The organism is Candidatus Pelagibacter sp. Uisw_092 (genome assembly GCF_047729545.1).
Classification (GTDB): domain Bacteria; phylum Pseudomonadota; class Alphaproteobacteria; order Pelagibacterales; family Pelagibacteraceae; genus Pelagibacter.
Map to the genome: position 1 here is coordinate 404,523 of NZ_CP159824.1, position 11,875 is coordinate 416,397.

The 11,875-nt window shown below is 33.3% G+C and carries 11 protein-coding genes and 1 pseudogene; 8 read left to right on the forward strand and 4 right to left on the reverse strand.

The genetic code is table 11. The annotated features are described in order from the left end of the window. Positions 1 to 22: 22 nt before the first annotated feature. Positions 23 to 1,030 (reverse strand): Ldh family oxidoreductase, encoded by a 1,008-nt coding sequence (locus ABXT63_RS02135; RefSeq protein WP_415321428.1) that lies wholly within the window; start codon positions 1,028 to 1,030, stop codon positions 23 to 25. A gap of 135 nt (positions 1,031 to 1,165) precedes the next feature. On the opposite strand from ABXT63_RS02135, the gene ABXT63_RS02140 reads away from it, so the two are divergent. Together ABXT63_RS02140 and ABXT63_RS02145 are read left to right on the forward strand one after the other, a co-directional pair. Continuing rightward, positions 1,166 to 1,333 (forward strand): hypothetical protein, encoded by a 168-nt coding sequence (locus ABXT63_RS02140; protein WP_415321430.1) that lies wholly within the window; start codon positions 1,166 to 1,168, stop codon positions 1,331 to 1,333. A 173-nt stretch (positions 1,334 to 1,506) separates the two neighbouring features. Then, positions 1,507 to 1,770: a putative 2OG-Fe(II) oxygenase gene (locus ABXT63_RS02145; protein ID WP_415321432.1), complete on the forward strand. Its 264-nt coding sequence runs from the start codon at positions 1,507 to 1,509 to the stop codon at positions 1,768 to 1,770. 62 nt (positions 1,771 to 1,832) lie between these two features. On the opposite strand, the pseudogene ABXT63_RS02150 reads toward ABXT63_RS02145, so the two are convergent. From ABXT63_RS02150 to ABXT63_RS02160, 3 genes and pseudogenes are all read right to left on the reverse strand, one after another. Next, positions 1,833 to 3,745 (reverse strand): annotated as a pseudogene (locus ABXT63_RS02150) (ABC transporter permease). A gap of 1 nt (position 3,746) precedes the next feature. Continuing rightward, on the reverse strand, positions 3,747 to 4,544 hold the full coding sequence (locus tag ABXT63_RS02155) for an ATP-binding cassette domain-containing protein (RefSeq protein ID WP_415321433.1): 798 nt from the start codon (positions 4,542 to 4,544) through the stop codon (positions 3,747 to 3,749). Between the two features lie 88 nt (positions 4,545 to 4,632). Then, the gene (locus ABXT63_RS02160) at positions 4,633 to 5,574 is read right to left on the reverse strand and encodes an ABC transporter substrate-binding protein (protein ID WP_415321435.1); all 942 of its coding nucleotides are present in this window, start codon (positions 5,572 to 5,574) and stop codon (positions 4,633 to 4,635) included. 231 nt (positions 5,575 to 5,805) lie between these two features. Between ABXT63_RS02160 and ABXT63_RS02165 the strand changes: the two genes are divergently transcribed. From ABXT63_RS02165 to ABXT63_RS02190, 6 genes are all read left to right on the forward strand, one after another. Then, the gene (locus ABXT63_RS02165) at positions 5,806 to 6,846 is read left to right on the forward strand and encodes a TRAP transporter substrate-binding protein (RefSeq protein WP_415321437.1); all 1,041 of its coding nucleotides are present in this window, start codon (positions 5,806 to 5,808) and stop codon (positions 6,844 to 6,846) included. A gap of 93 nt (positions 6,847 to 6,939) precedes the next feature. After that, positions 6,940 to 8,223, forward strand: a complete 1,284-nt coding sequence (locus tag ABXT63_RS02170) for a TRAP transporter large permease (RefSeq protein ID WP_415321439.1) — start codon at positions 6,940 to 6,942, stop codon at positions 8,221 to 8,223. A 4-nt stretch (positions 8,224 to 8,227) separates the two neighbouring features. Continuing rightward, on the forward strand, positions 8,228 to 8,737 hold the full coding sequence (locus ABXT63_RS02175) for a TRAP transporter small permease (protein WP_415321441.1): 510 nt from the start codon (positions 8,228 to 8,230) through the stop codon (positions 8,735 to 8,737). A 107-nt stretch (positions 8,738 to 8,844) separates the two neighbouring features. Beyond that, positions 8,845 to 10,191, forward strand: coding sequence for an aspartate aminotransferase family protein (locus tag ABXT63_RS02180; protein WP_415321443.1), 1,347 nt, complete (start codon positions 8,845 to 8,847; stop codon positions 10,189 to 10,191). A gap of 44 nt (positions 10,192 to 10,235) precedes the next feature. Next, positions 10,236 to 11,348: an alanine dehydrogenase gene (ald, locus tag ABXT63_RS02185; RefSeq protein ID WP_415321445.1), complete on the forward strand. Its 1,113-nt coding sequence runs from the start codon at positions 10,236 to 10,238 to the stop codon at positions 11,346 to 11,348. A gap of 13 nt (positions 11,349 to 11,361) precedes the next feature. Further along, positions 11,362 to 11,871: a hypothetical protein gene (locus ABXT63_RS02190; RefSeq protein WP_415321446.1), complete on the forward strand. Its 510-nt coding sequence runs from the start codon at positions 11,362 to 11,364 to the stop codon at positions 11,869 to 11,871. The last annotated feature ends 4 nt before the right edge of the window (positions 11,872 to 11,875 follow it).

An 11,875-nucleotide genomic window follows, 5' to 3' on the forward strand; every position in this document is an offset into this window, starting at 1 on the left:
TGAGAAGTATACTATAGTAGTTTTATTTCATTAAACTATTTAAATCTTCCAAGACATTCTTGGTAATTTTAATCTCTTTTTTAAGGTTATTCTTATATCTGCTGAATTTACTTTGCCCTGGATAAAGAATTTCTTTAACACCTTTAATTTTAGGTAGTTTTTTTATTGTTTTGATATTGTCCTTTATTCTTTTTTTAAAAGCATTTCCCACAAATAGATTGGGCTTTAGTACAAAGAATAAATGACCAATATTTTGTGGACCACTAAAATCTGTAAATGGATCTTTAACTCTACCTGCATGATTACCACCAGTTAATACACCACTTAAAATGTCAACCATCCACGCCAGTCCTGAACCTCTAAATCCAGCAATAGGTAATTGAACGCCTTCTAATGCCTTTTTAGGATCTGTTGTTGGTTTGCCAAATTTATCTAAAGCAACACCTTCAGGAATTTTTCCACCCTCTCTTGCGGCAACTCTAATTTTCCCTCTATTAATCATTGATATTGAAGTATCTAAAATAAAAGGAACCTTTGATCCTGTGGGTGTTCCAAAACAGATTGGATTTGTTCCAAATAAACTTTTTAAAGCACCATGAGGTGCTACAGCTGGAGGAGCATTAGTAAATACCATCACCATTAAACCTTTTTTAACAGCTTGCTCAGCATAATAACCAGACAAACCATAATGACCGCTATTCTTAACAGCGACTAAACCAATACCAGTTTTTTTAGCATTATTTATGGCAGTTTTAATAGCAGTATCTGCTGCAACAAATCCAATACTGTTGTTGCCATCAACGTGAGCAATAGATTGAGATATCTTTTTAACTTTTATTTTAGGCTTTGGATTAATTATCTTTTTTGATATTCGATCACAATACATTTTCAGTCTAGATAAACCATGTGAAGGAGCACCGACTAACTCAGCATTTATTAATGCATTTGCAGAAATCAATGAATGTGTATTACTAAGTTTGTATTTAATGAAAATTTTTACAATTAATTTTTTTAATTTTATGGAGTTCATATTATGTAAACTATTATATCAAAATATTGTCTTTCCTCCAGTTAAATGATTTAAAGATATTGTTATCCAATAAAATAATCATCAAAAATTTAAAATAATAATTTATTATTTTTAAAAAAGTAGTATATTTTAACAATGATAGATTTTGTTAAGTTTTCAAAAAAAAATAGAATTTATAATTTTTTAGTAAAAAATATTTTAAAAATAGACATACATCTACTTTCTAAAAATTTTTATCATAAAGAAAACCTTGATCTAAAGTTTAATGAAGACCACCTTTATGAATACAAAAAAAAAATATAGAAAATAAATGGACCAATCGTCCAGATATCACAATAAACTATCAATCAGAGCATAATTTAAATAAACATAAAATCTTTCGCGAACAAGTAAGAGAGCTAGAAAATTATTTAAACACTAAAGTCAAACCTAAAATTTTAGATATAGGAACCTTTGGTAATTTTAGAATAAAAAGTATGTGGTTTAGTATTCAAAAAAAAAATGAAATTCATCCACCACACAATCACCCTAAGTCAGTTTTATCTGGTGTCTATTACATTAAAATAGATAAAAATTCTGGTGGTGCAATAAATATAGATTCAAAGAGTGAAAAAATTAAATATTTGCCTGATAAAAATGATTTACTGATATTTGATTCAAGCACTTATCACTCTGTTGATGTCTACAATGGAAAAAATGATAGAATTTCTGTTGCATGGGATGCAATCTACTCTTTTTAATTTTGCTAATTATAAAAAATTTTTAGAAATTCTTTTTTTCTTATATATCTTATGAAAGACTTTTAGCCTTTTCCATGCCATGGAATTGTTTTGTCAATTATTTTTCTTAAAGCAATGTCAAATAATAAACCTAGCATTCCCATTACAAAAATAGTGATCCAGATAACCTCATATTGAAAGTATTTCTTAGCAACATTTTCAACAAATCCAATACCTGTAGTGCCTGCTAAAAATTCTGCTGCAACTAAAGTTCCCCAACACATTCCGACAGCAACTCTAACACCTGTTAAGATTTCAGGTAATGAGTTTGGAAAAATTACGTATCTTAATATTTGCCATTTCGAAGCACCAAGCGAGTGTGAAGCATGAATTTTCGATAATTGAGTACCAGATGCTCCTGCTCTTGCTGAAATAATCATAATTGAGAATGAAACCATAAACAGCAAGAATACTTTTCCAACATTATCAATTCCAAATACAGTAATTACCAATGGGGCCCAAGCTAATGGTGGTACAGGCCTATATAATTCAATTAATGGATCAAAAAATCCTTTAGCAAATCTATTTAAACCCATAAACAAACCAAGAGGCACACCAAATATTATTCCAAGAATTAAACCTAAAAATACTCTTAAAAAGAATCCCAAATATGCCCCATTGGGACAGGTATTTTGAATAATTTAAATTCTCCTGTAACAACATTTAAAACTTTACTTTTGAAGTTTGGTTTGACAGTTCCATCAGCACTATGGACAGGGTAATTGCCTGGTATAATATCAGCAATCCAATCAGGTAGAATAAAGCCAACAATTTTACTAACATCCATCATCTCATACCAAATCAATGGAATATTTTTAAATCCAACACTTGGTTTTAATAAAAGTGTAAATTTATTTAAAGTATCAGATGGCTTAGGTAGCCATCTACCAGATCCCTGTTCTGAACAATTAGGCCCACTTGAAATAATTGTTCCTGAAGGAAATAAAAAAATATCAACTAATCTTAAAGTTCCTTGTTCTTTTTTTTGAACTTCATCAAACTCAATAATTGATTGCTGCATACCATTAAGAGTTTCAGGAGGGAATATACTTCCATACTCAATTCTTCTTGCAATTTTAAGTACATCTTTTGCTAATATTGATGCCACCTCGTGTGTATCATCTAGCTCTGATCTATATTTTTTAATTCCATCTTTGATTTCTTTCATTAAAGCTTTGTATTGTGAGTTATGATTTCTTAATTTGAAAAAATCATCACTAATTAAAGCTAATTCTTTTGCTGCAGCATCAAATTTTAATCCTTTTTTAGTTTCGGGAATAGTTGGAATTTCTATTGTATTTTCTACAGCTGTTCCTGAAGACCCCCATCCACCTTGTGTTTTTAAAGCTTCAATTCTTGCATTTTCTTCTTCAATACTTTTTATTGGTGGATAACTTATCTTTTGAAAATCTTCTGTTAACCAAGCTATTCTATTAGTTAGTTCACTGATCTTAATTTTTGTCTCATTTTCAAGAAGATCTTCATTAGTTAACAATGGAATTGTTCTTTTAGTTTTTTGAATAAAAACTAGAAGCCTATCTTTATCTTGATTTCGAATTACAGATGAATTTCTGATTTCATTAGCTAATTTTTCGATGTTTTTATTTTCACCTTTAATGATTGAAGTACTTTTAAATTCCCTTTCATTTATTGGAAATAAATATTTTAATGAAAGCATTGAGTCGTTAACCTTTGCTACTTGACAGAGTTCATTAGCAGATTGAGGATAAAAAGATTTTGCCAGATCCCAAGAATAATAAAGCCAAGTCAATAATAAAAAGCTACTACCAACAATTATCCAGTGAGTTCCACCTTTAGCTCTTTCAGGATTTCCAAAAACAGCATCTAATTTTTCTGTTTTAGCCAGTTTTCTTCCATAAAGAATAGATCCAATGACAGCAAAGATTATTACAAATGTTGTAATCCCAGTAATCATATTAAATATCTTTACCCATAATTTCTTCTTCCATGTTCCAAATCATAGTTAGAATTTCTTCTCTTTTACTTCCAAAATCTTTAGTCTTTTTAATTTCTCTTAAGTCACCATCTATCCCCATTAAAGCAAAGGGAAGGTTATACTCTTTGTGTATACGGCCAGGTCTTGGTGCCATTACGTATAATCTTTCACCAAGTAATAATGCTTCTTCTACTGAGTGAGTAATTAAAATAATTGTTTTTCCTGTTTCTTTCCAAATTTTTAAAACTAAAGACTGCATCTTTTCTCTTGTTAATGCATCAAGAGCTCCCAAAGGTTCATCCATTAAAATTAGATCAGGGTCATTAATTAAACATCTTGCAAGAGCTACTCTTTGCTGCATACCACCAGACAATTGATATGTAGGTGTATCTCCAAAACCTTGTAAACCAACAATATCTAACCACTCATCAACTTTTTTTGAAGTTTTTTCTGGGTCTTCTTTTTTCATTCTTAAGCCAAAGTTTACATTCTCTGCAACTGTTAACCATTCAAATAAAGCCCCTTGTTGAAAAACCATTCCTCTTTCAACACCAGGACCATTAATTTCATTTCCGTTAAGAGTAATCACCCCAGAAGTTGGCCTAAGAAAACCAGCGGTAATATTTAATAAAGTAGTTTTTCCACAGCCAGAAGGACCAAGGACAGTTAAAAGTTCACCTTTTTTAAGTGTGAAATTTACATCTTTTAAAGCATGAACAGTTTCTCCTTTAGGAGTTTTAAAGATCATATTTAAATTTTGAGAAATTAAATCACTCATAGAAAAAATTTATATTAGAATTTTTTTTAAAAAAATAGGCACCAATTTATTAAACTGGCGCCTATTTAATTTTATTCTACTCTCTAAATTATAGAGGTAAAAAGCTTGTATCAACTGCTCCGTTAGGAGTACCCATTGCATTAAGGAATCCACTTAGATTTCCTGAAGTCATAGATTTTTCAGTTTCTGCAGGAGTTAGGAATTTAAATCCATCCATTTGTCCTTTAGTATCACCAAGTGACATTTCTGCATCTTTTGCAATCATATTCATGTCTGATTTACCAGCTCTATATCTTGCATTTGCTTCATGAGATACTTCGATGAAAGTTCTAACCATACCTGGGTTTTCTTTCATGAATTTATCTGTAACAGAAGTAATATCAATTCCTAAGATACCAGCAGCTCTTGCTTCATCAACAGTTATCAATCTACCACCTACAGTTAGTGCAGTTTTGATTGAGTTACCACCAAATAGACAAGCCATAACAACGTCACCACTAACTAATGCAGCAGCACCTTCTTCAGGGTCCATTTGAATAACAGTCATTTTGCTTTTATCAGCACCAACAACTTTCATACTTTCATCAAAAACATACTCAGCCATAGTTCCTAGAGGAACTGCAACTTTTTTGCCTTCTAACTCAGAAGCGTTAGCTTTGGTAATACCAGAAGCTTTAGATGTAACACAAGTTGTTCCACCCATTCCGTATTCCATAGCGATATCAACAAGTTTTAAAGGAGCTTTAGATTTTACAGCATTGATAAATGGTACCAAACCTTGCGAGTAAGAAATATCAATATCACCTGCTAACATAGCATCAGTCATAGCTCCACCATTAGCGAAGTTAGTCCATTTTACTGGAACACCGAACGCTTTATCAAAAGTCTTTTTTACTTTGTCTTCTTGGTTAGGTGTTGCCCATTCTAAAAAGAATGCAATTCTAACTTCTTTAGCAGCTGCATTTGCAACTGATATAGATAAGTTAAGTGCAACAACAGTACCTAGAATAAAACTAATTATTTTTTTCATTATTATTCCCTCTGTTATTAATTTAATTAAATTATTGATATTTAAATTCAATTTGAGCGTGATGTAAAACAAAATATATTACATATTTACATGGCTAATAATTAAAAGTTTCAATTGTAAGTTGTAATATATTCTTTGATTAGAACAGGGTAAAAATAACTCTATTAATATAGATTGCTATACCGTAGTTTATTTTCACTATGTTTAATTAATTAAAAGGAGATTTGTTACATGTTTATTAAAAAAATTTACAAGACACTACTCACAGGGTTTGCAATTGCTTTGTTTACTCAAGCAGCCTTTGCTGAGACAACTCTTAAGCTTGGGACTACTGGTAGATTGGGTATGCCAATCGGTGACGCTATAGATCAAGCATTGATGCCGGCTTTGGCAAAAGCCTCTGGTGGCAAGATGAAAATCGAACCATTTTATCAAAAAAGTTTATGTGCTGAACAAAAATGTGGTGAACAAGCCAATCAAGGACTTATATCTCTTTGGACTAGTTCTACGGCAAACTATGGTAATTTCGGATCAGAGTTAGCAATTTTTGATTTGCCTTTCATTTTCAAATCACTTGAAGATGCAAAAAGAATATCAAATGAATGGCTTGCAGAAAGACAGTGCAAACTAGCACTTGAGAATTCAGGCCATATATGTCTTTCTGTATATTCAAGCGGTGGATTCAGACAGCTTGGAAATGCAACTAAACCAGTTCACGTTCCTAATGATATGAAAGGTCTAAAGTGGCGTACTACTAAGAGTCCAATTGAGTTCATGCTAGTTAAAAATTGGGGTGCAACTCCAACACCTTATGATTGGAGTCAGTTATACTCAGGCCTACAGTCGGGTGTAGTTGAAGGTCAGTATGTTGCTAGTCCTTGGCAACATGTAGCAAAACTTCATGAAGTTGCAAAATACTTCACTGAGATTGGGGGCATGTGGTCTGGAAATATTTTAGCAATGGATGCAAAGCAGTATAATGCTCTAACTTCTCAAGAGAAGAAATGGTTACACAAAGCTGCTGATGCGTATGGAGAAAAAGTAAACCAGTTAGATAACGCTTGGATTAAAAATGGAGAAGATGCAATTAAAGCATCTGTAAAAGAATGGTATGTTCCATCTGATGCGGAAATGTCTAAATGGAGAGCAGGTGCAATCGGTGCTTGGGTAAAAGCCAAGGGTACTTTTGAACCAGAGGTAGCTAAAAGAGTACTTCTAGAACAAGGAATGGATGGATTTGTAGCTCAGTTAGAGAAAGCTGGGGCTCTTTAAATCGTTCATCGAAAAATTGTGTAAAGATCATTTAGCTAAATTTTTAGAACTAGATGATCTTTACCTAAAACTAATCATAACATTTAATTAACTATGGAAAGTATCATTCTACTTGGAATACTCCTCTTTCTAATCCTATTAGGTGCTCCCATTGGCTTTATATTAATACTGATACCATTTGTTTATATTCTATTTACCGACGCTGTACCCCTTATTTTAATTCCTAGTCAAATGTTTAATGCTATTGATTCAGTTCCATTAACTGCAATTGCGTTCTTTATGTTGACAGGTGAGTTAATGACAAGTGCCACGATTACTGACAGGTTAGTAGCCTTGAGTAAATCATTAATTGGACGTTTACGAGGGGGGTTGGCCCAAGTTAATGTTCTTGTGAGTATGTTTTTTGCAGGGATGAATGGTTCAGTGGTAGCAGATACAGCTACAGTGGGAGCATTAGTATTACCAGCTATGAAAAAAGCTGGCTATCCTCCTGCGTTTTCGGCTGCGGTTACAGGCGTAAGCTCCACCATAGGAGGCATAATTCCTCCCAGTATCATGATGATTGTACTTGCTAACTCGACTGAGCTTTCGATTGCATCACTATTTGCAGCTGGGATTATTCCAGGCGTGTTGATAGGTGTTGTTATCATGATAATTAATCATTACTTTGCAATCAAATATAACTTCGAGCGCAGTGATGAACCATTTTCGATACGTCGAGCTGGTAAAGAATTATATCGATCCTCGTTCGCCCTTTTGATACCTGTGGTTTTAGTGGGTTCAGTAATGGGTGGTGTGGCATCGGTTGTTGAGGCTGGAGCTATCACAGCAATGGTTGCGTTATTTACAGGTGTATTTGTTTATCGAACTATTAAATGGAAAGATTGCACCGGTGCGTTTCGTCGGGCATTCCGTAATTCGGCAATGGTTTTTATTATCATAGCTGCGTCGGGACCCTTTAGTTGGTTACTTACCTCTCTAGGTGCAATCGGTGAACTTGAAAAATGGCTTCTAAGCCTTACGGGATCCCCCATTATTTTTATTTTAGCCTTGATTCTATTCATTTTTCTTCTTGGAACGGTAATGGACTCCGCGGTAAACATTATCATAGTTGGCCCAGTACTAGTTAATGTTATGGCTCAAGCTGGCTTTCCTGAAATACAAGCGGCTATCGTTGTAATAGTTGGCTTCTTAATAGGATCAGTAACACCACCTGTTGGCGTCGCGTTCTTTACCGCTGCAACAATAGCACAAGTACGTCTAGAAAAGGTTGCTGTAGCGTTAATTCCTTATCTGGTTGGATTGTTTTTACTTTTATTTTTTATCCTCGTTATTCCAGAGTTGACCATGTTTCTTCCAAACCTATTGAGTAATTAGCGATATGTTAAAATTTTTTAACAACATTGACCGTTTTATCCATCGTGCATTGGAAGCTATGTGCTCACTCCTTTTGGCTGCGATGGTTGGTTTTACCCTTTATAACGTAATCATGCGATACGTTTTTAATAACCCTCCTGTTTGGGGTGATCTGCTAACAGTATTAAGTAACATTTGGTTGATGTTTATAGCGCTTTCTCTGACAGCCAGAGATAATGAACACATAGCTTTAAATTTAATTTATGAAAAATTACCAAATAGACTGTCGCTATATATACGTCAGTTCTGGAAACTTATGATTATGGCAATTGGTATAGTCCTGATGATTTATGGATTTGAACTTGTAGAGGGTATGCGTGGAAAGTATTGGGAGATGTGGTATTTTGAAATTAGTTTCCAAGGTATTGAGTTCAAAGAGAATTATATGCCAAAGAAATACGCAGTTGCAATCTTGCCGTTAGCTGGATTTTTGACGACTATTGGTGCTGCTATTAGCTTTGTAAAAAAGGTCTAATTCTTTAAAATGTGCCTGCAAAACTTGTGCTCTGCATAGTAAAATCAATTTGTTTTAAAGAACTATTTAGTCTATGAATTGAAATATAACTAAATTAAAAGAATCTTATGAGCTCAGAAAATAGAACTTCAGTACCTAATTCATTAAATGAACATTGGATGCCTTTTACATCTAATAAAGATTTTAAAGCAAACCCAAGATTAATCACAGAAGCTAAAGGTGTTTACTTAAAAACTCACCATGGGAAAACACAAATAGATGCGAGTTCAGGTTTGTTTTGTAATCCACTGGGTCATGGAAGAAGAGAAATTACTGAAGCTGTTACAAAGCAATTAGAAACATTGGATTATGCGCAGCCTTTTCAGCAAGGTTTTGGTGGTTCGTTTGAACTAGCTACAAAAATTTCAAAACATACACCAGGTGACTTAAATAAAATGTTTTTTACAATTTGTGGATCTACAGCAGTAGAGACAGCAATTAAAATTGCCGTTGCTTATCATAGAGCAAAAGGTCATGCAGAAAGATTTAGATTTGTTGGACGTGAACGTGGTTATCATGGAATGAATATTGGTTGTATTTCAGTTGGTGGAATGGTGAATAATATTAAAACGTTTGCAAGTGTTTTAATGCCAGGTGTCCAACACATTAGACATACACATTTACCAGAACACAAATTTGTAAGTGGTCAACCGGAGACTGGAGACTATTTAGCAAATGACTTAGAAACTATTTGTCAAAACTTTGGTGGTGAAAACATAGCTGCTTGTATTGTTGAGCCTATTGCTGGATCAACTGGAACATTGGTTCCACCAAAAGGATATTTACAAAAACTAAGAGAGATCTGTGACAAACATGGAATACTTTTAATTTTTGATGAAGTAATTACAGGATGGGGCAGAACAGGTTCTAAATTTGGTGCAGATGAATTTGGTGTAACTCCAGACATTATGACAATGGCCAAAGCTACAACTAACGGTGTTGTGCCTATGGGTGTTGTTGCTTGTAGTGATTATATTTATGATGCAGTAATGGATGCTTCACCAACAGGTGCAGTTGAATTGTTTCATGGTTATACTTACTCAGGAATTCCAGTTGCAGTAGCAGCTGCTCTTGCAGTACAAGAAATTTTTGAAAAAGATGATATTTTTAACAGAGCAAAAAATTTAGCTCCTTATTTCCAAAAAGGATTGTTTTCTCTTCAAGATCTAGAGTCTGTAGATAATATCAGAGGATATGGAATGATGGGTGGAATAGACATGAAGTTAAACACTAAACCAGGTAAAGCTGGATATGAATGTTTTAAAGCATGTTATGAAGCTGGTGTTAACTTTAAGGCTACAGGAGATTGTTTAATTATAGCTCCTCAATTCATCTGTGAAGAAAAACATATCGATGAAATTATTGAAAAGTTAAGAACTGGTATTACCAACTATCAAAAAAATCAAAAAAACTAAAAACTTTATTCAATTAAAGTATTTGCAAAAAGGGAAAGCAAGTTATGAAAATAGGCGTACCTAAAGAAATTAAACCACAAGAACATCGTATTGGATTAACCCCTGAGAGTGTTAAAACTTTAATATCAGAAGGTCATGAGGTTTTAGTTGAAAATAATGGTGGGTTTGAAGCAGGTTTTGAAAACGAACAATATACAAGTGTTGGTGCTAAAATCGTTGATAAAGCTGAAGATATTTTTAATGATGCAGATATTATTGTTAAGGTAAAAGAGCCTCAATCAGGTGAAGTTAAGATGATCAGAGAAAATCAGATTGTCTACACTTATCTTCATTTGGCAGCAGCTAAAGAATTAACTGAGGGACTAATTAAATCTAAAGGTGTTTGTATAGCTTATGAAACGGTTACAGATGATAATGGAAGATTACCATTACTTGCACCAATGAGTGCAGTTGCTGGACGTATGTCTGTTCAAGCAGGTGCACATTGCTTAGAAAAAAATCAAAATGGTAGAGGTCTTTTATTAGGAGGAGCTCCTGGAGTTGAAGGAGGAACGGTTGTTATTTTAGGTGGTGGTGTTGTTGGTGAAAATGCTGCAGTAATTGCAACTGGGATGAGAGCTAAAGTTCATATTGTTGATAAATCTGAAGCAAGATTGAAACAACTAGTTGAAATGTTTGGTGATAAAATTATTCCAGAACAAAGTGATAAAATTGATTTAAATAAATTAGTTGCAGAAGCTGATTTACTGATTGGGGGTGTTTTAATACCAGGCGCAGAAGCCCCAAAATTAATTACCAAACCAATGTTAAAATTGATGAAAAGAGGATCTGTAATAGTTGACGTTGCAATTGACCAAGGGGGTTGTGTTGAAACAAGTAAACCAACAACTCATGGAGACCCAACTTATATCATTGATGACGTCATTCATTATTGTGTAGCAAATATGCCAGGTGGAGTTCCAAGAACTTCAACTATCGCATTGAATAATGCAACACTTCCACATCTAGTTAAAATTGCAAATAATGGTTACGCTAAAGCATTAAGTGATGACAAACATTTGCTTGCAGGATTAAATGTTTGTAAAGGTCAAGTAACCTATAAAGCAGTTGCTGATGTTTTTGGACATGACTATGTTGATCCTCTAAAAACTCTGTAATATTTTTAAACCAATGTTGTCGGATAAAATTAAAGACTATTTAAACGAATATATTAGTCAGGAAGTTTACGTTCAAGTTGCTGTTGCTAAGGGTAAAAATAAAATTTCAACTAATGCGGCAATTAGCAAATATTTTGAAAGCAATCACTTTCAAGGTTTAGTGGAAGGTAAACCCTACAACACTTTTTTAGATGATCTCAAAGATAAGTGTTTAGGAAAATTAGCAAATTCTCCAATGAAAGATAGCAAAACAGATGATGAAATTATTGTTGAACTTCAAAGAAAGCTTAACACTTTAAAAATTGAAGAATTAAATGATACTTACTGGGAAGTTGAGACGGGTGAATATTTAAGCGGAGAAGATATTAAAGAGATTGAACTTGAAAGGGATACTTTGATTAAATTTTTAACCTCTAAAGATGAAGCACATGAAACTTTAAGTACTCTTTGCAAAAACTACGAAAAATTATGTAAAGAAAAATACCCAGAAGCTCCATTGCCTTTAGAAATTTTAAATAACTAAAAAT

Bases quoted from the DNA above. Each gene is read 5' to 3' on its own strand.
- ABXT63_RS02135 (WP_415321428.1), bottom strand. From the start codon at position 1,030: ATGAACTCCATAAAATTAAAAAAATTAATTGTAAAAATTTTCATTAAA.
- ABXT63_RS02140 (WP_415321430.1), top strand. From the start codon at position 1,166: ATGATAGATTTTGTTAAGTTTTCAAAAAAAAATAGAATTTATAATTTT.
- ABXT63_RS02145 (WP_415321432.1), top strand. From the start codon at position 1,507: ATGTGGTTTAGTATTCAAAAAAAAAATGAAATTCATCCACCACACAAT.
- ABXT63_RS02155 (WP_415321433.1), bottom strand. From the start codon at position 4,544: ATGAGTGATTTAATTTCTCAAAATTTAAATATGATCTTTAAAACTCCT.
- ABXT63_RS02160 (WP_415321435.1), bottom strand. From the start codon at position 5,574: ATGAAAAAAATAATTAGTTTTATTCTAGGTACTGTTGTTGCACTTAAC.
- ABXT63_RS02165 (WP_415321437.1), top strand. From the start codon at position 5,806: ATGTTTATTAAAAAAATTTACAAGACACTACTCACAGGGTTTGCAATT.
- ABXT63_RS02170 (WP_415321439.1), top strand. From the start codon at position 6,940: ATGGAAAGTATCATTCTACTTGGAATACTCCTCTTTCTAATCCTATTA.
- ABXT63_RS02175 (WP_415321441.1), top strand. From the start codon at position 8,228: ATGTTAAAATTTTTTAACAACATTGACCGTTTTATCCATCGTGCATTG.
- ABXT63_RS02180 (WP_415321443.1), top strand. From the start codon at position 8,845: ATGAGCTCAGAAAATAGAACTTCAGTACCTAATTCATTAAATGAACAT.
- ald (WP_415321445.1), top strand. From the start codon at position 10,236: ATGAAAATAGGCGTACCTAAAGAAATTAAACCACAAGAACATCGTATT.
- ABXT63_RS02190 (WP_415321446.1), top strand. From the start codon at position 11,362: ATGTTGTCGGATAAAATTAAAGACTATTTAAACGAATATATTAGTCAG.